General features: G+C 57.3%; 20 protein-coding genes. 14 read left to right on the top strand and 6 right to left on the bottom strand.

Annotated elements, in window-relative coordinates; all coding sequences use genetic code 11:
* Positions 1 to 124: 124 nt before the first annotated feature.
* From dapB to CKALI_RS06800, 7 genes are all read left to right on the top strand, one after another.
* On the top strand, positions 125 to 874 hold the full coding sequence (gene dapB, locus CKALI_RS06830; RefSeq protein ID WP_156192580.1) for a 4-hydroxy-tetrahydrodipicolinate reductase: 750 nt from the start codon (positions 125 to 127) through the stop codon (positions 872 to 874).
* Positions 875 to 894: 20 nt separating this feature from the next.
* Entirely contained in the window at positions 895 to 1,647 is a 753-nt protein-coding gene (gene thyX / locus CKALI_RS06825; protein WP_156192579.1) for an FAD-dependent thymidylate synthase, read from the top strand.
* A 29-nt stretch (positions 1,648 to 1,676) separates the two neighbouring features.
* Complete coding sequence (gene dapA, locus CKALI_RS06820; RefSeq protein WP_156192578.1) at positions 1,677 to 2,573, top strand: 4-hydroxy-tetrahydrodipicolinate synthase; 897 nt, start codon at positions 1,677 to 1,679, stop codon at positions 2,571 to 2,573.
* Between the two features lie 2 nt (positions 2,574 to 2,575).
* The gene (locus tag CKALI_RS06815) at positions 2,576 to 4,627 is read left to right on the top strand and encodes a ribonuclease J (RefSeq protein ID WP_156192577.1); all 2,052 of its coding nucleotides are present in this window, start codon (positions 2,576 to 2,578) and stop codon (positions 4,625 to 4,627) included.
* Positions 4,628 to 4,679: 52 nt separating this feature from the next.
* Positions 4,680 to 5,279, top strand: a complete 600-nt coding sequence (locus tag CKALI_RS06810; protein ID WP_156192576.1) for a TIGR03085 family metal-binding protein — start codon at positions 4,680 to 4,682, stop codon at positions 5,277 to 5,279.
* 64 nt (positions 5,280 to 5,343) lie between these two features.
* Positions 5,344 to 8,211, top strand: a complete 2,868-nt coding sequence (locus CKALI_RS06805; protein ID WP_156192575.1) for an FtsK/SpoIIIE family DNA translocase — start codon at positions 5,344 to 5,346, stop codon at positions 8,209 to 8,211.
* Between the two features lie 199 nt (positions 8,212 to 8,410).
* A complete protein-coding gene (locus CKALI_RS06800; RefSeq protein ID WP_156192574.1) occupies positions 8,411 to 9,460 on the top strand; it encodes a TerC family protein in 1,050 nt (349 codons plus the stop codon).
* A 76-nt stretch (positions 9,461 to 9,536) separates the two neighbouring features.
* Here the strand turns inward: CKALI_RS06800 and CKALI_RS06795 are convergent, their stop codons facing one another.
* A complete protein-coding gene (locus CKALI_RS06795; RefSeq protein ID WP_156192573.1) occupies positions 9,537 to 9,827 on the bottom strand; it encodes a YciI family protein in 291 nt (96 codons plus the stop codon).
* A gap of 61 nt (positions 9,828 to 9,888) precedes the next feature.
* Between CKALI_RS06795 and pgsA the strand changes: the two genes are divergently transcribed.
* From pgsA to CKALI_RS06775, 4 genes are all read left to right on the top strand, one after another.
* The gene (pgsA, locus tag CKALI_RS06790; protein WP_156192572.1) at positions 9,889 to 10,452 is read left to right on the top strand and encodes a CDP-diacylglycerol--glycerol-3-phosphate 3-phosphatidyltransferase; all 564 of its coding nucleotides are present in this window, start codon (positions 9,889 to 9,891) and stop codon (positions 10,450 to 10,452) included.
* A complete protein-coding gene (locus CKALI_RS06785) occupies positions 10,445 to 10,963 on the top strand; it encodes a CinA family protein (protein WP_156192571.1) in 519 nt (172 codons plus the stop codon). Before pgsA ends, CKALI_RS06785 begins: the two co-directional genes overlap by 8 nt.
* Before the next feature lie 28 nt (positions 10,964 to 10,991).
* Positions 10,992 to 11,291, top strand: a complete 300-nt coding sequence (locus CKALI_RS06780; RefSeq protein WP_156193694.1) for a helix-turn-helix domain-containing protein — start codon at positions 10,992 to 10,994, stop codon at positions 11,289 to 11,291.
* A gap of 71 nt (positions 11,292 to 11,362) precedes the next feature.
* Entirely contained in the window at positions 11,363 to 12,190 is an 828-nt protein-coding gene (locus CKALI_RS06775) for a PspA/IM30 family protein (protein WP_156192570.1), read from the top strand.
* A 76-nt stretch (positions 12,191 to 12,266) separates the two neighbouring features.
* On the opposite strand, the gene CKALI_RS06770 is transcribed toward CKALI_RS06775, so the two are convergent.
* The 3 genes from CKALI_RS06770 to CKALI_RS06760 are packed head-to-tail and all read right to left on the bottom strand — an operon-like array spanning position 12,267 to position 14,114.
* The gene (locus CKALI_RS06770; protein ID WP_156192569.1) at positions 12,267 to 12,878 is read right to left on the bottom strand and encodes an energy-coupling factor transporter transmembrane component T family protein; all 612 of its coding nucleotides are present in this window, start codon (positions 12,876 to 12,878) and stop codon (positions 12,267 to 12,269) included.
* On the bottom strand, positions 12,879 to 13,556 hold the full coding sequence (locus CKALI_RS06765; RefSeq protein WP_156192568.1) for an energy-coupling factor ABC transporter ATP-binding protein: 678 nt from the start codon (positions 13,554 to 13,556) through the stop codon (positions 12,879 to 12,881). It lies immediately after the preceding gene.
* Between the two features lie 3 nt (positions 13,557 to 13,559).
* Positions 13,560 to 14,114: a biotin transporter BioY gene (locus tag CKALI_RS06760; RefSeq protein ID WP_156192567.1), complete on the bottom strand. Its 555-nt coding sequence runs from the start codon at positions 14,112 to 14,114 to the stop codon at positions 13,560 to 13,562.
* Between the two features lie 136 nt (positions 14,115 to 14,250).
* On the opposite strand from CKALI_RS06760, the gene CKALI_RS06755 reads away from it, so the two are divergent.
* From CKALI_RS06755 to CKALI_RS06745, 3 genes are all read left to right on the top strand, one after another.
* Positions 14,251 to 14,457, top strand: coding sequence for a DUF3046 domain-containing protein (locus tag CKALI_RS06755; RefSeq protein ID WP_156192566.1), 207 nt, complete (start codon positions 14,251 to 14,253; stop codon positions 14,455 to 14,457).
* Between the two features lie 181 nt (positions 14,458 to 14,638).
* Positions 14,639 to 15,772: a recombinase RecA gene (recA, locus tag CKALI_RS06750; protein WP_156192565.1), complete on the top strand. Its 1,134-nt coding sequence runs from the start codon at positions 14,639 to 14,641 to the stop codon at positions 15,770 to 15,772.
* 8 nt (positions 15,773 to 15,780) lie between these two features.
* The gene (locus tag CKALI_RS06745; RefSeq protein ID WP_156192564.1) at positions 15,781 to 16,374 is read left to right on the top strand and encodes a regulatory protein RecX; all 594 of its coding nucleotides are present in this window, start codon (positions 15,781 to 15,783) and stop codon (positions 16,372 to 16,374) included.
* Positions 16,375 to 16,424: 50 nt separating this feature from the next.
* Here the strand turns inward: CKALI_RS06745 and CKALI_RS06740 are convergent, their stop codons facing one another.
* Positions 16,425 to 17,369 (bottom strand): amino acid ABC transporter permease, encoded by a 945-nt coding sequence (locus CKALI_RS06740; RefSeq protein ID WP_156192563.1) that lies wholly within the window; start codon positions 17,367 to 17,369, stop codon positions 16,425 to 16,427.
* Positions 17,370 to 18,053, bottom strand: a complete 684-nt coding sequence (locus CKALI_RS06735) for an amino acid ABC transporter permease (RefSeq protein WP_156192562.1) — start codon at positions 18,051 to 18,053, stop codon at positions 17,370 to 17,372.
* Positions 18,054 to 18,057 lie beyond the last annotated feature (4 nt).

The raw sequence follows: 18,057 nt of genomic DNA, 5'->3' as shown, positions 1-18,057 counted from the left end.
AACTGCCTTTAGTATCGCTTCAGATACCGGGTATTATGGCTCCGAGGTCGAGCCGTTGCGAAACTTCGGCGAATTTTCGGCCTAGACTGGATGCTTATCCGCCGATTGAAAGGCTAGAAAGATAATGAACGACATCAAAGTGGGTGTCCTTGGTGCAAAGGGGCGCGTGGGGCAGTCAATCGTGGAAGGTGTTAATACTGCCGACGGACTGACCTTGGTCGCTGAGGTTGATAAAGGCGATAGCCTTCAGCTGCTCGTCGATGCCGGCGCCCAAGTTATTGTCGATTTCACGGCTCCCCAGGTTGTCATGGACAACCTCGAGTTCTGCATCAACAATGGCATCTCCTGCGTCGTTGGTACCACCGGCTTTACCGAAGAACGGTTGAACACGGTACGGGGCTGGCTTGCCAACAATCCCGAGGTCGGCGTTCTCATTGCCCCAAACTTTGCTATCTCTGCAGTATTGACCATGCAGTTTGCTAAGCAAGCAGCGCGATTCTTCGACTCCGCCGAAGTTATCGAAATGCACCACCCGAACAAGCTTGATGCGCCTTCAGGTACCGCTATCCACACCGCTCAGGGCATTGCCGATGCGCGTCGAGAAGCAGGCATGGGGCCACAACCGGACGCAACCGAGCAGTCCCTAGACGGCGCGCGTGGCACGCTTATCGACGGCATTCCAGTCCACGCCGTTCGTATGCAGGGCACCGTTGCACATGAAGTAGTCATCTTTGGCGCCCAGGGGCAGTCCTTGTCCATTCGTCAGGACTCTTACGACCGCACCTCCTTTGTGCCGGGCGTACTGGTCGGCGTGCGTGAGGTGCAAAACCGTCCGGGTCTGACCATCGGGCTTGAGAACTACCTCGACATTTAGTTGAAAGGAAATAGGCAGTAATGGCGAAAGCCGTAACACTCAGCGTTGACCTCATCGCGTGCACCAACTTCGTGGCACCAGCGGACATTGACTGGAGTACTGAAGCAGGCGGTGGGGAAGCGCTCGTTGAATTCGCGGGTCGGGCCTGCTACGAGAGTTTTGATAAGCCCAACCCTCGGACGGCCAGCAACGCTGCCTATTTGCGCCACATTTTGGAAGTCGGCCACACCGCGCTACTCGAGCACGCGACGGCCACGTTGTACCTGCGGGGAATATCCCGCAGCGCTACTCACGAGCTGGTCCGACACCGACACTTTTCGTTTTCGCAGCTCTCGCAACGATTCGTCCACCCGGAGGAATCGAATGTCATCGTCCCGCCGCTCATTGCTGAGGACGAGGACCTGTTGCGACTCTTTCATCGCGCAGTGGACGAGTCTCGGTTCGCCTTTGATGAGCTGCTCGAAGCGCTCGAGGACAAGCTCGCCGACGAGCCGAACGCATTGCTGCGCAAAAAGCAGGCACGACAAGCCGCTCGATCCGTGCTTCCCAACGCCACAGAGTCTCGAATTGTCGTAACAGGTAATTTCCGCAGCTGGCGACACTTCATTGGTATGCGTGCGACCGAACACGCCGACGTAGAAATCCGCAAGGTTGCCGTCGAGTGTCTCAAGGTCCTCAAAGTGCAAGCTCCCACGGTATTTGGGGACTTCGACATCGCCACGCTGCGCGATGGTTCTGAAATGGCAACTAGCCCTTACGTAACGGACTTTTAAGAAAGCCACACCACAAAAGGAGACGAACAATGAACGCAAACAAGAACGGTGTCGACCTATTCGGCACCATCTCAGTAGCCATGGTGACGCCTTTCGACGCAGCTGGCGACATCGACGTTAAGAAGACCGGCGAGCTGGCGCACTACCTGGTTGACAATGGTATTGACAGCCTTGTGGTCTCCGGAACCACTGGAGAATCTCCGACCACCACTTATGAAGAGAAAGCCACCTTGATTAAGGCGGTTCGCTCCGCAATCGGCGACTCGGCGAAGATTATCGCAGGTGTCGGAACCAACAACACCGCTGCTTCCGTACGGCTCTGCCGTGAGGCTGCCGACGCAGGTGCCGACGCACTCCTAGCGGTTACTCCTTATTACTCCAAGCCGTCTCAAGAAGGCGTATACCAGCACATGATTGCTGTCGCTGATGCGACAGATCTGCCAGTGTGCCTGTATGATATTCCGGGTAGGTCCTCGATCGAGATTGCATCTGATACGATCAAGCGGTTAGCTGAACACAAGAATATCCGTGGCATGAAGGACGCAAAGGGCAACCTCTGTGCAGCCACCGAGCTAATCGACGAGACAGGACTCGCGTGGTATTCGGGAGATGACCCCCTGAACCTGCCGTGGCTGAGCCTCGGCGCATCAGGATTTATCTCGGTGATCGGCCATGCAGCTCCACGCGCATTGCGTGAGCTCTATACAAGCTTCGAGGAAGGCGACCTCGCCCGTGCGCGGAAAATCAACGCCACGCTGTTCCCGCTGTTTAATGCGCAAGCACGACTCGGCGGGGTCAGCATGAGTAAGGCTGCTCTGCGACTGCAGGGCATTGATGTAGGAGATCCTCGTCTGCCACAGGTTGCAGCTACTGCGACTGAGGTTGAGGAACTGCGAATTGACTTAGTAAAGGCTGGAGTCCTCTAAACATGACCGAACCACGTAATCGCGCTCGCAAGGTAACCCGTAAGGCTGGACCACCCGAGGCCGTTGAGGCAGTGACGTTCCAAGCACCGGAAATGCCTACTGAGAGCGATTTCGCTCCGGCAAACCAAGCGGCGGAAGCACCAGCTGCAGAGTCATCCGAAGGTGACAACCGCGGCCGCGGCCGCACGAATGGTAACCGTCGTGGTGGACGTTCCCGTGGTCGCTCAAACGGCGGCAATAACGGCAACGGTGGCAACAATAATGGTGGGGGCCGCGGTCGCCGCACCGTGGTTCAGACCATGCAGGGCGCTGATCTGACCGAGCGTCTTCCAGAGCCTCCACAACCATCCAAGGATGGTCTGCGCATCGTCGCACTCGGTGGTATCTCCGAAATCGGCCGTAACATGACGGTCTTTGAATACAAGGGCCGCCTGCTGATCGTTGACTGTGGCGTGCTGTTCCCGTCCTCCGGCGAACCAGGCGTGGACCTGATCCTTCCAGACTTTTCCTACATGGAAGATAAGTGGGACAAGGTCGAGGCTTTGGTTGTCACTCACGGCCACGAGGATCACATCGGCGCCATCCCATGGTTGCTCAAGCAGCGCCACGACATGCCAATTCTGGCCTCCCGCTTCACTTTGGCGCTCATCGCCGCTAAGACGAAGGAACACCGCCAGCGTCCGAAGCTGATCGAAGTCAACGAGCAGTCTGATGTCACTCGTGGCCCATTCAACCTGCGCTTCTTCGCCGTCAACCACTCCATCCCAGAGTGCCTGGGCATCGCCATCAAGACTGGTGCAGGCCTCGTCGTACACACCGGCGATATCAAGCTCGATCAAACGCCAACCGATGGTCGCCCAACCGACCTGCCGGCGATGTCTCGCTTTGGTGACGAGGGCGTAGACCTCTTCCTGTGTGATTCCACCAACGCGACCACACCGGGCGTTTCCGGTTCGGAGTCCGAAATCGGGCCGACCCTTAAGCGTTTGGTCATGGATGCTAAGCAGCGCGTCATCATCGCCTGCTTCGCTTCCAATGTCTACCGCGTGCAGTCCGCTATCGATGCCGCTGTCGCTTCCGGTCGCAAGGTTGCTTTCAACGGCCGCTCCATGATCCGCAACATGGAAATTGCGGAGAAGATGGGCTTGCTGAAGGCCCCTCGTGGCACCATCATCCAGATGGACGAAGCCGCGAAGATGGCTCCGCACAAGCTGCTGCTGGTCACCACTGGTACCCAGGGCGAGCCTATGGCAGCCCTGTCCCGCATGGCTCGTCGCGAACACCGCCAAATCACGGTGCGCGACGGCGATCTCATCATCCTGTCTTCTTCGCTCGTTCCGGGCAATGAAGAGGCCGTCTTTGGCGTCATCAACATGCTCTCCCAGATCGGTGCCACCGTGATCACGGGTCGCGATGCCAAGGTACACACCTCCGGCCACGGCTACGCCGGCGAGCTGCTGTTCCTGTACAACGCTGTCCGTCCTAAGAACGCCATGCCGGTGCACGGCGAGTGGCGCCACCTGCGCGCCAACAAGGAGCTGGCTATCTCCACTGGTGTCCAGCGCGATCGCGTTGTGTTGGCCCAGAACGGCGTAGTTGTGGACCTCGTAAATGGTCGCGCACAGGTCGTGGGCCAGATCCCAGTCGGTAACTTGTACGTCGATGGCACCACGATGGGCGACATCGATGAGAAGGTCCTGGAGGACCGTACGTCCATGGGCGAGGGTGGCGTCATTGACATCACCGCAGTAATCGACAACCGCACTGGCCGCTTGCTCGAGCGCCCAACCGCACGCGCAGTCGGCTTCTCTGAAGATGCCATCGCCATGATGCCGGAGATTGCCGAACTCGTTGAGACCATCATGACCGAGCAAGCTGGTGAGGGTGAGAATGATCCTTACCGTATGGCACAGCAGGTCCGCCGCAAGGTTTCTCGCTTCGTCGAGCAGAAGTGGCGTCGTAAGCCGGTTATCATGCCGACCGTCGTCCCGATGACGTCCGAGACTGAGAAGATCGAAGACTCCGAGTTGGATGCCGCGCGTCCAAGTCTGTAGTTCGAACGGTTAGCTATGCGCCCGAGAGTAGGTTGTGCCTACACTCGGGCGTATGTCTTTTTCTATTGCTGAGCGAGCCCGACTGGTCCAGTCCCTGTTGAGCGTGGGGCCCGATGCCCCGACATTGTGTGAGGGCTGGACCGCCCATCACCTCGCGGCGCATCTGCTCATTCGCGAGCGCAAACTGCTTGCCACGGCGGGAATGTTTGTGCCACCGCTGTCCGGAATCACTGATCGAGCCATGGCAAGCCAACTCGGCCGCCCGTTCGAGGATGTGGTCCAGGAGTGGGGGAGGGGACCGCGCGGTGCGTGGAAGCTCATCGACAAAAAGGTCAACGTCGCCGAGCACTTTGTCCATCACGAAGATGTGCGCCGTCCCCAGGGCATGGAAGCACGCGGCTTCTCGACGCCCGAGATTGCCGAACTCTATGCTGCGCTCCGCACCGCGAGCGCTGCCTTTGGGCAGTCATCAGCCGTGGTAGAACTGTGGCCACATGGTCAACTGCCTATTTACGCTGGCGACCGTCATGCAGCTGAGCGCGTGCAAATCCATGGCGATGTGGGCGAGTTGTTGCTCTACACGTTCGGCCGTCCAGTTTTGAAGCTTGATTTTGTTGGTAATGAAGAGCTAGTGCGACGCCGTTCGGTGTAAATTTCCCAACATAACCGGTGTGGCGCGTGTGACTAGTGTGCCTTGAGCGACTAAGGTTTGGGGCATGTCAGTCTCTGCAAAGCCAAAGTCCTCGAATCGGACCCGTCGAAAAACGGGGCCGACGACGAGTTCACGACGCAGCACATCGTCTGTTTCGCTGAACTCTCGCTCCGCAAGCCGCGCTGCCGAAACCTCTCATGAGCGTACCGGCAGCGCCTTTCGTGCGGTAGGTTCAGGACTTGGTGCAATGTTTGGGGCAACCGCACGTGGGGTCGGTGGCGCAGCGCGCAAGATTGGTCGACAAGACTTGGGGGACAAGGATGTGAAGGAAAAAGAGCTGCAGCCTGAGGAAAACTCCGGCCGGGGTCTGAACCTCGACGAACAGGCAGACGGTATCGGCCTGACCTTGATTGGCCTTGCGCTGGTCCTTGGTGGCACGGTGTGGTTCAACGTTGCTGGCCCGATCGGTCAAGGAATCGCCGATATCGCCCACCTTGCTGTTGGCGCTGGGGCGTTAATTCTTCCCATCGCATTGTTCGTGCTGGCGATGGCCTTGATGCTGGGCAAGAAGCCGAGCGCTGATCGGCAAACCGGATTGGTAATCGGAACTGCCCTCATTGTGCTCAGCATGCTCGGTTTGGTGCACATCTTCGCGGGCAATCCTGCCGATTGGCCAGCTCGCAAGACCGCCGGTGGCGCACTTGGTTACATCGTCGGAGGGCCCCTTGCTGCTGGATTTAGCTCCTACCTCGCGATTCCAATTCTTGTGCTCGTCATTGTCTATGGAGCGCTCCAGGCCACCGGCGTGGCAGTCCGAGAGTTCGTTGACTATGTCATTGGTGCTGTAGGTTTCCGTGACGGTGCTGACATGGACGAAGAGGACGATGATGACCCATACGCAGCTGCAGACCGCGAAATCGAATCGCTGTCTCGGGCACCCCGGGCCGCTCGACCGGTCAGGTCTGCCCGCCCACTAGACAACTATCCACTCGACGAGGGCGAAGACGAGGAGGACGAAGACCCGCAACCTTCTCTGTTCACTCGGGCGAAGCCAACTCCGAAGCCACGTAAGGCCGCTATTCCAAAGGCCACGGAGAATCTCTACGACGAACCAGTCGCAGCTCCAGACACCGACGAGTTCCCGGCAGTTGTAGCCGACAAGCAGCCGGCGCAGCCTACAGTTGCTTTGCCTACTGCGCCTGCCGTACCTGTGGGCGTCGATAAGGCGCCTGACGCTGTTGCAGCCAGCCGCGAGGCGATCCGTGACGCGATCATTGCCCGTTCCGGCATTGATCCAGCTGCAGTCAAAGCCTCCACGCCGAAGAGCGAGCTGAAGAAGGACACACCACCGCCTGCGCCGCGCGAGGTGGCGGGAAATTACGAACTGCCAAGTACCGAGCTGCTGATCCCCGGTGAGCCTCCAAAGACTCGTACCGCAACGAATGATCGCATGATCGAGGCGATTACTGATGTCTTCCGGGAGTTCAATATCGACGCCGTGGTGACCGGATTCTCCCGTGGTCCGACAGTCACCCGCTACGAGGTCGAGCTGGGGCCGGGTGTCAAGGTTTCCAAGATCACCAACTTGCAGTCCAACCTCGCTTACGCAGTCGCAACGGACAATGTTCGCCTGCTCGCACCAATCCCGGGCAAGTCGGCAGTGGGCATCGAGGTGCCAAACGCCGATCGTGAAATGGTACGCCTTGCCGACGTCCTCAATGCGCCGGAGACGGTATCCAACCATGATCCAATGCTGATCGGACTGGGCAAGGACATTGAAGGCGACTTCATCTCCCATTCCATGCAGAAGATGCCGCACCTGCTGGTTGCTGGTTCCACCGGCTCCGGTAAGTCTGCATTCGTCAACTCGATGCTGGTATCGCTTCTTACCCGTGCGACCCCAGACGAAGTCCGCCTAATTCTGGTGGATCCAAAGATGGTGGAGCTCACGCCTTACGAAGGTATCCCGCACCTGATCACGCCGATCATTACTCAGCCGAAGAAGGCTGCCGCGGCGCTGCAGTGGCTGGTGGAGGAGATGGAGCAGCGCTACATGGACATGAAGTCCACGCGTGTGCGCCACATCAAGGACTACAACCGCAAGGTGAAATCCGGTGAGATTACGGCTCCGCTTGCTTCGGAGCGCGAGTACCGTCCTTACCCGTACATCGTGTGTGTGGTGGACGAGTTGGCAGACCTCATGATGACCGCTCCGAAGGAAATCGAAGAGTCCATCGTGCGCATCACCCAGAAGGCGCGTGCTGCCGGTATTCACCTGGTGCTGGCAACTCAGCGTCCGTCTGTTGACGTGGTCACCGGCCTGATTAAGACCAACGTGCCATCGCGTCTGGCCTTTGCGACGTCCTCCCTCACCGACTCCCGCGTCATCCTGGACCAGGGAGGCGCCGAGAAGCTCATTGGCATGGGCGACGGCCTGTTCATCCCGCAGGGCGCGGGCAAGCCGATCCGTATGCAAGGCGCATTTGTCACCGACGAAGAAGTGCAAGCTGTGGTCGAAGCAGCTAAGGATCAGGCGGAGCCGAACTACACCGAAGGCGTCACAGAAGAAAAGGCTTCGGAAAAGAAGGAGATTGACGAGGAGATCGGCAACGACCTCGAAGATCTACTCGCAGCAGTTGAAATCGTGGTCACTTCCCAGCACGGTTCGACGTCGATGTTGCAGCGTAAGCTCCGAATCGGCTTTGCTAAGGCTGGCCGACTTATGGACTTGATGGAAAACCGGGGAGTGGTTGGCCCATCTGAAGGCTCGAAGGCGCGAGAGGTTCTGGTGAAACCAGAGGAACTCGACACCATCTTGTGGATGATCAAGGGCGCAGATCCTGCGGACGCTCCAAAGGAAGATGGTTGGGAAGAAGCAGGCGACGACGATGTGAATATCGTCCAAGCGAATCCCCAAGGCGGCGTCTTTTAGGCGTGCTTTATGACACACCACTCTAGATCCGCTAGAGTGGTGTTTCGTCTTGGAGGGGAGTACCCCACTTTTCGGCATTGATCGTCAACACGGCTACCCAACAAAACGGGTTCCCGGTCATGTCGGCCCTTGTTTCAGCAAGGGCGGGGGAGACCTCCGGTCATTTTCGTGGATCCGATTAGGCCGGAGGTCTTTAGTAGTGGAAGTAAATATGTTGACCTGGAGCATCACCGGACTGGTGATCTTGGGGCTGTTTATATTCGATTTTTATACCCACGTGCGCAATCCGCATGAGCCAACCATGAAGGAATCCGCATACTGGATGCTCTTCTACATGGCCCTTGCCACAGCGTTCGGCGTGTTCTTGTGGCTCACATGGGGTGAGCCGAATGATCCGCACCAGCATGGAATGGAGTTTTTCACGGGTTATGTCACGGAGCTAGCGCTCTCAGTGGACAACCTCTTCATGTTCGCCCTCATCATGGGCTCGTTCAAGGTCCCTCGTATGTACCAGCAAAAGGTACTGCTCATCGGCATCGTTTTGGCGCTGGTGTTCCGACTGGTATTCATTCTCCTCGGCGCGGCAGTGATCAACGCCTGGACCGACGTGTTCTACCTGTTCGGTCTGTTCATCTTGTACACCGCAGTCAAGCTCATCATCGATGAGATGTCTGACCAGCCGGAGCAGGACCCATCGGACATGTGGGTCATTCGGACGCTGCGCAAGGTCATCCACGTCACGCCGACGTATCAGGGTGACAAGCTGTGGATCCGGCACATGGGTAAGCGTGCGTTGACCCCACTGTTCGTGTGCCTGGTTGCTATCGGCATGATCGACGTGATGTTCGCACTGGACTCGATCCCGGCCATCTACGGCATTACCCAAGAGCCATACATCGTGTTCACTGCTAATGCCTTCGCACTGCTTGGCTTGCGTCAGATGTACTTCCTCCTGGACGGTCTCATCGATCGTCTCGTGTACCTGCCTTACGGCCTAGCCGTGATCCTCGGCTTCATCGGCGTCAAGCTCATCCTGCACGCATTGCACGAGAACAACCTGCCGTTCATCAACGGTGGCGAGAACCTGCATGTCATCGAAATTCCGACTTTGGTCTCTCTCTTGGTGATCGTTGGCGTGCTGGCCATCACCACTGTTGCTTCCCTCATTAAGAGCAAGCGCGACGAAGCACAGGGTGGTGTCATGCCGGAGTGGAACCCGGCGAAGAACATCGAAGACCCAAGCCTGTAAGTCCTTTCCACAGAAAACAGCCCGTACGCCTGTAATTGAAAAACAGGAGTGCGGGCTGATTCCGTTTTCAAGCGGGCTAGTTGAAAACGTTGAGGACGGGGTTCCAAGGGCGGATGCTCCGGCCATCTAAAGCACTTTCGGTGTGGAATGGATCCTTGTCCATCAGCTCGGTAGCTTCCACAACGGTTGCACCTTCCGGCAAGCGAATGACGATCAGCGCGCCACCGTCCTGGTCGAGGAATGGTCCGGAGCCGACGAGGATGCCTCGATCCTTAAGTGTGCCGAGGAATTCTCGGTGGATCGGACGAATGCTGGCGATGGCTTCAGAATCGGCAGGGTAGCTGTAAGAAACGGCAAAGTAGTTCATGGCTTCCAAGTTTAGGGGCGTAGCGTTTGTAGGCGCAGAGAAACAGGTAGGGTAGTGCCTTGTGAATGGCGTACAAAAGACCTCAAATTGGAACGTGCCGAATGTGCTCACTAGCTTGCGCATCATTGCTGTTCCACTTTTTGTGTGGCTGGTGCTCAAAGCTGACCACACAGACACCACGTGGATGTGGTGGTCTTTCGCATGTTTTGTGGCGCTCATGTTTACGGACAAGCTTGATGGCGATATCGCCCGCAAGCACAATCTGATCACCGACTTTGGCAAAATCGCCGACCCGATTGCCGACAAGGCGCTGATGATCTCGGCGTTTGTCAGCCTCAACATCGTGGGAGTGCTACCCGTGTGGGTGACCGTGGTCATTGTTGTGCGTGAGCTCGGCATAACCTTCTGGCGCATGATTCAGCTGCGACAGGGCAAGGTGGTTCCGGCGTCCAAGGGCGGCAAGATCAAGACCACCTTGCAATCCGTCGCGGTGGCGCTGTACCTTATGCCTCTGCCGGATTGGGCGTTTCTATTTGCGCAGGTAGTGATGTACGCCGCTGTTATCATCACTGTGGTTACCGGCGTGCAGTACCTCCTCGATTCTCGAAAGGAAAACCGTGCCTAGTTTTCTTGAAACTCTCTCCTCCCGAGGCCAGACCCTCGCCACCTGCGAATCTCTCACTGCGGGACTGTTGTCCGCCACTATCGCTTCCTATCCAGGCGCGAGTGCGGTCTTCCAGGGCGGGCTGGTGACCTATTCTGCCGCGCTTAAGACCCAACTTGCCGGCGTGCCTGCAGAGCTTATCGACGCCCACGGCATGGTCTCCGCCGAATGCGCGGAGGCTATGGCGACCGGCACTCGTTCGGCTCTTGGCGTTGACTATGCCTTGGCGTTGACCGGCGTCGCCGGTCCAACGGTGCAGGAAGGCAATCCGGTTGGTGTCGTGTGGCTCGCACTTGCGGGTCCGGAGGGAGTTGTGAGCACCCGGGTGCTGCCGGAAGGGCAAACCCGCTGGGCCCTGCGCACTGACGCTACCGAGCCTGAGGAAGTACTTGACGGTTCTCGTAATGAGATCAGGCAGCGCGCAGCCCTGTTCGCCTTGGACTTTTTTGAATCACACTTGAACGGGAACTAAACAGCGCGCCAACGCGTTGTACTAAATGATGGTTACAAATACAGCATTGCTAGAGAAGCCAGTGGCAGAGCCATTGCTTCGTGAGGCCCTTGGCGCGGCTCTCCGCGCATTTCGCGCTGACCGCAGCATTACGCTGCGCGAACTCGCTGAAATGTCGAGCGTGTCACCGGGCTATCTGTCAGAACTAGAACGCGGCCGCAAGGAAGTCTCCTCGGAATTGCTTGCTTCGGTATGCCATGCGCTCGGCGTCAGCGTGGCCGATGTCCTCATTGAAGCTGCAGGCTCAATGGCGATTCGTTCCGCTGATTCCGAGTTTGCGCGGATTTAGACCTGCACGTTTTCGTTTCCTAGGTACACTTGGAGCGTTAAGAATTTTTGCATTCTGGAAGGTTAAATTACATGGCTAACCCATTCGTCAAGGCATGGAAGTACTTGATGGCGCTGTTCGACTCCAAAATCGAGGAGAACGCAGATCCAAAGGTCCAGATTCAGCAGGCAATTGAGGATGCACAGCGTCAGCACCAGGAGCTTTCTCAGCAGGCAGCCGCAGTGATCGGCAACCAGCGCCAGCTGGAAATGCAGCTCAATCGTCGCCTGGCTGACATCGAGAAGCTCCAGGGCAACACCCGACAGGCTCTTCAGCTAGCCGATAACGCTCGCGCAGCCGGCGACATCGCCAAGGCTACCGAGTACGAGAACGCAGCTGAGGCATTTGCCGCACAGCTGGTCACCGCGGAGCAGTCCGTGGAAGACACCAAGCAGCTGCACGATCAGGCACTCCAGCAGGCCGCTCAGGCCAAGCAAGCTGTTGAGCGCAACTCCATGCAGCTGCAGCAGAAGGTTGCTGAGCGCACCAAGCTGCTGTCCCAGCTGGAGCAGGCCAAGATGCAGGAGAAGGTCTCCGAGTCCATCAAGTCGATGAACTCCTTGACCGCTTCCGGCAACACGCCAAACCTTGACCAGGTTCGCGAGAAGATCGAGCGTCGTTACGCTAATGCTCTTGGCCAGGCCGAGCTCGCTCAGAACTCCGTCGAAGGTCGCATGGCTGAGGTCGAACAAGCTGGCGTCCAGATGGCTGGTCACTCCCGACTGGAGCAGATTCGCGCTCAGATGAAGGGTGAGCTGCCAGGTGGCGCCGCTCAGAAGTCTATTGAAGATGCAGCAGGCGGTGCCACAGCTACTGACGATGCCGTCGCTCAGAAGATGCGTGAGCTTCGCGGCGAATAATTAATAAAGCCCGGAACCCGGTCCACTAGCTCCTGTAAAGGAGTGGTGGGCCGGGTCCTTTGTTTCTTTTCTGTGGCTAGTCGCCAACTCCACGAGCAATCAATGCGTCGCCGATGCTTTCCGCGCGTCTGATCGACCGGATGACGACTGGTGTGCCGAAAGCGCGGACGGAAAACTCGGCGCCACGTGCCTTTCGAGCATCCAAAACCTCGCGAACGGTCGCGAGCTGCAGTGGGATGAGCCTAATCGTCAGGCTGATTGCGAGGGCGATGGCATCTACCGGAACACCGAATCGGCGCAGTGGTTCCAGACCGGCAGTGACGGCGTCCATCATTTCGCTGACCCTTGTGGTGAGCGTGAGTAATGTCGCCGCGGCAATAGCTGCATAGATCACCACGATGATCACGGTGGCTTGCATCCAGCCCAACTGCCACACCTGGAAGGCAAAGAGCATGGCCAAGATCGGAAACGGGGGAGTGAGCTGGGTCCAGGCAACTTTTACTGGGATACGAGCCACGAGATAGCCAAGCAGAGGCATGACAAAGGCAGCAAGTGCCCAGGGGACTGTTTCGATGAAGACAGCCGTAATGATCACGAACGAAATGAGAACTAGGAATTTCACACCCGGCCGAGTGCGATGAATAACTGTATCTCCAGGGACGTATGCGCCCAAAGGTACCTGTAGCATCTATTCCGCCATCAACTGTTCGTACGTAGCGATGACCTCGTGTGGTTGCCCATCAGCGACAATCGTCCCGCCGTCCAGACACAGCACGCGGTCGAAATCAGCCACGAAATCCAGATCATGCGTCACCACAATCAACTGCTGCGGTAACTTGGCAAACTCCGCCTTGATCTTCATCCGGTTCTTCAGATCTAGGAGTGTGGTCGGCTCATCAGCAATCACGATGCTTGGCTCCATGATGAGAACGGCTGCGAGAGCCAGGAGTTGCTTCTGTCCACCGGACAGCGTGTGCGGTGAGTCATCACGGTGACCTGCAAGATCAAACCGCTCCAGCATCTGGTCAACGCGGGCGCTACGCTCAGCCTTCGGCAACTTCAGTCGTCGCAGCGAGAATTCGACATCCTCGGCCACCGTGGGCATCACGATTTGGTTCTCTGCGTCGGAAAAGACGAAGCCCACATTGCGACGCACCGCTCGGCCATCAGTAGACACATCGAGGCCGTCGACAAGCACGGTGCCAGACGTAGGCGACCCCAGGCCATTGATTAGCCTGATGAGCGTGGATTTGCCACCCCCATTAGCACCAATGATGCCGATGCGGGATTCGGTGAGCTCCAGGGTGATGTCGTGGAGCACGTCACGCTGGTCGTAGCTGACCGAGACATCGCGAAAAGAGATCATTGCTTAGCGACGCGTAAGGGCTGGGAATGCAGCGTGGACGCCGGAAGCGATGGCGACCATGATGCAGATCTTGACGGTATCCAGCAAGATGAATGGCAACTGGGCGGCTGCGGCAGCATTGAGAGACATGGAAGTGACGATCATGAGGCCAATCGCGCCGCAGACGTACTGCGTGATCAGGCCAAACGCGCCACCCAGAGCAAGGTTGACCAAGCGACCGCTGCGAGATGCGGCTGGTCGATAAGCAAGAAAGCCTGCGACTGCCGGGCTAATGACGTAGCCGACGATGTATCCAACTGTTGGACCTGCGAGTGCTGGCAGGAGCTGACGGCCACCTGCCATCACCGGAAGGCCGATCAAACCGACGAGGAGAAACAGCAGAGCAGCAGCGACTCCACGCTTGCCACCTAGGATGAGACCGGTGAGAATGATGATCGCGTTTTGCAAGACGATTGGCACGCCCGCGGCACCAACAGGGATAGCGACGAAAGCGAACACGATAATAAGGGCTGCAAAAACAGCGATATAGGCCAAGTCGCGGATGGCGGACGAAGACATAGTAGAGGGCTCCTTTGGAGAACAGCAAGAGACCGCTTAAACGGTGTTTAAGGGCGGTAGATGTGCATTACTTTAGCAATCATGGGACCGAGTCAAAGCAGAAAGGTGGGCGCGTCCTCGACTAGTGTTGATAGCCATGCGTTTAGCCCAGTTTCATCAGCTCGTCAATGACGAATTTGGTTCGGCATTGGGGCAGTTTCATATCGAATCCCATGTGCTGTCGGGGTACGGCCAAACCCCGCAGCGGGCAATCGAACAAGGCGTTGATGTTCGCGAGGTGTGGTGGGCGATCTGCCGTGATTTCGAAATCCCAGAAAACCGCTGGTTGGGGGAGGATTACTGAACTGAGGACACGCTAAAGGTACATGGTGGAAATTCGAACAGTTGTTTGTGTATGATCGGGGTGTGTCCGATCGGTGTTCTAGTGTGATGCTTGAAGGAATTCGCCGGCAATTGCAACCTTTTTGGTTGCTTTAGCAGTCTAACTAAGTAGACCCCAAAAATTTTCTACGCTTAAAGGATTGATGAACGTGGCAACGAAGAAATCGAAAGTTGCGCCTAGCAACGACCGTGAGAAGGCTCTCGCAGCCGCTATGGCGATGATCGAGAAGGATTTCGGCAAGGGCGCCATCATGCGGCTTGGCGACGACAATCGGCCGCCCATTCAGGTGATCTCCTCGGGCAACACCGCGATCGATATCGCGTTGGGCATTGGCGGTTTCCCCCGTGGTCGAATTGTGGAGATCTATGGTCCGGAATCTTCGGGTAAGACCACAGTGGCGCTGCATGCCATTGCGCAAGCGCAGCGAAATGGCGGCATCGCGGCATTCATCGATGCCGAGCACGCCCTTGACCCGGACTATGCCCGCAAACTGGGTGTCGATACCGACCAGCTGCTCGTTTCCCAGCCAGACACGGGCGAGCAGGCGCTGGAGATCGCCGACATGCTGGTTCGTTCCGGTGCTATTGACATCATCGTCATTGACTCTGTCGCAGCTTTGACGCCAAAGGCGGAAATCGAGGGCGAAATGGGCGATTCCCACGTCGGTCTTCAGGCTCGCCTCATGTCTCAGGCGCTGCGAAAGATGACCGGCGCACTGTACAACTCTGGTACTACGGCAATCTTCATCAACCAGCTTCGTGAGAAGATCGGTGTCATGTTCGGCTCCCCGGAAACCACCACCGGCGGTAAGGCACTGAAGTTCTACTCCTCCGTGCGTTGCGACGTCCGTCGCATTCAAACCCTCAAGGACGGCCAAGATGCAATTGGTAACCGTACCAAGCTGAAGGTTGTGAAGAACAAGGTTTCGCCACCGTTCAAGATCGCAGAATTCGACATCATCTACGGCGAGGGCATCTCCCGCGAATCCTCCATCATTGATCTCGCGGTGGAAAACGGAGTGATCAAGAAGTCCGGATCCTGGTTCACCTATGAAGGAGAGCAGCTCGGGCAGGGTAAGGAAAAGGTCCGCATCAACTTGAAAGAAAACCCGGACCTTGCCGACGAGCTGGAAGACAAGATCTACCAGAAGATCGGATTTGGCAAGTACGACACCAAGGACGACGTACTGCCCGATGAGCCGATTGATGTGCTGCCAAATGTTGACTTCGACGATCTTGACGATATCGACGAAGTGACGGCTGCTGACAAGGCCTAAAGACGGGTATGGCAACCCACGAGGACAAGTTGGCAAAGCTGGCGACCCTGCGCGAACAGCTCGCCAGCGCGACCGGAGAGCCACTGTTTGATCGTGTCCACGAGGAAGCGAAAGCGCAGGTCAGGCACCGCGCCTTATTGCTCCTCGATCAACGGGCGCGGTCTCGTGCAGAACTGGACACCAGGCTGGCCCGCCTCGAATTCGAGTCGGGTCTGATCCAGGAGGTCCTCGACGACCTCGAGCGGTCCGGTCTCATCGATGACTACGCGTTCGCCAGTGAATGGGTCAGACAGCGTCACCAGTTGCGAGGCAAATCGCGCAGAGCACTGAGCCAGGAGCTCGACGCAAAAGGCATCAGTGCTGATATCAAGGACGAGGCACTTCAACAAGTCAGTGAAGAAGACGAGTCGGAAATCGCCATCACACTCGCCGTCAAAAAGGCACGCACCATTCGCACACAGCCTACTGACCGCAAAGACTACGACAAGCACCTACGCCGCATCGTAGGAATGCTGGCCCGCCGGGGGTATGGGGAGTCGCTGAGCTATCGCGTCGCAAAGCGGGCCCTCGATGACCGGCTCACGGAAATCGGCAAGGAATGACGAAACCCGCCCCGAGCGTAAAAGACGCAGGGAGCGGGTTCATTCTTGCGTTACTCCGCGGTTGAACGCAGATCCTTGTGGTGTGGATCGTGCCAGTCGACAGTCGCTTGGTCCTTGGTCTCCAGTCCTTGGTCTGGATGTTCCGGAACCTTTGCCAGAATATTCTTACGAGCGCGGCCAGCACGCAACTGGCGTTCGATGCGCTCCGCCAAGTTGGTGAGGGCGTAGTTGATGATGATCATGACAATTGCGGTTACCACGAGCGCCGCGAGGAAGTTGCGGTAGTAGGAAGCGGACTGCATACCGCTGCGAACGACCTCGATGTAGCCGAGCTGGTAGCCAAGCGCAGAGTCCTTGATCGCGATGACCATCTGGGAGATCAGAGCAGGGAGCATTGCGGCTACAGACTGGGGGAGCAGGATTGACCACATCGTCTGGCGGTGGGTCATTCCCAGTGCGCGAGCGGCCTCGACCTGACCCTTGGGTAGCGAATTAATTCCGGATCGCAAGATTTCGGCGATCACGGAGCCGTTGTACATAGTTAGACCGAATACCACTGCTGCAAAAGCCAGCTGGCTGGACGGGAATACCGCGTACTTGGCAAAGAGCTGGTAAGCGAAGATCATGAGCAACAGCACTGGAATTGCGCGGAAGAACTCGACGATGACGCCGCAGAACCAGCGAATGAGTGCGACTTCTGAAAGGCGTCCGAGTCCCAGGGCAACACCGATGACAATGGCCAGCACCACGGAGAACACTGCTGCCTTCAAAGTTCCAATGAGGCCAGGTAGCAAGTAGGTAGTCCAGGTGGTGGACTTCAGGAATGGAGTCCACTTTTCAGCCACGAGTTGGCCGTTGTCGCCGAGGATCTTGAAGATCCACACCAATGCGGCAAGAGCGACTAGACCTGAGACGGCAGTGATGATGGTGTTGAGTCGTCGACCCTTGGGGCCGGGAGCATCGTAGAGGACTGTTGCGCGTACGGAGGAAGACATTTACTTCTTCACCGCCAATCGAGTGGAGAGCGAACCGACGGCGAGCCCCATCGGGAGGGTAAGAATGATGAATCCCAGTGCAAAGATGCCGAACACGAGGAAAAGCTGGTTGGCATGGTTTTCGATCGTCGACTTCATCAGCAGGGAAGCCTCAGCCACGCCGATAACCGACGCGATGGTCGTGTTCTTAGTTAAAGCAATGAGGGTGTTGCCCAGCGGGACGATGGCCGCACGCAATGCCTGCGGGAAAATGATCTCGCTGAAGATCTGCGGAAAACTCAAGCCCAGCGAACGTGCTGCTTCGGCCTGGCCAAAGTGGACGGTATTGATGCCTGAACGCAGCGATTCAGCGACGAAGGTGGAGGTATAGAGCACAAAACCAAGGACTGCCAGCCAGAAGTTGTTGTTCTTAATGAAGTTGTCATTTTCCGGGGCGAGGGTCAGTCCCAAGTTTTGGTATAGCCCCACAGAGCAAAACAGCACGATGAGTGTCAGCGGCGTGTTTCGCACCGTGTTGATGTAGATCGTTGACACGTTGCGCAGAAATGAGACGGGAGAGACTCGCATAGCAGTGAGAACGGTGCCCAGCGCCATCGAGCCGAGGGCTGCGAAGAAAGTGAGTTTGATTGTGACCCAGAATGCCAAGATGAGTTTGGGTTCCAGGTCGGTCCATAAGGTGTCCATGATG

Source organism: Corynebacterium kalinowskii, assembly GCF_009734385.1.
Classification (GTDB): Bacteria; Actinomycetota; Actinomycetes; order Mycobacteriales; family Mycobacteriaceae; genus Corynebacterium; species Corynebacterium kalinowskii.
The sequence above is the reverse complement of the archived record's forward strand: the minus strand, read 5'-3'. Positions and strand labels throughout refer to the sequence as shown.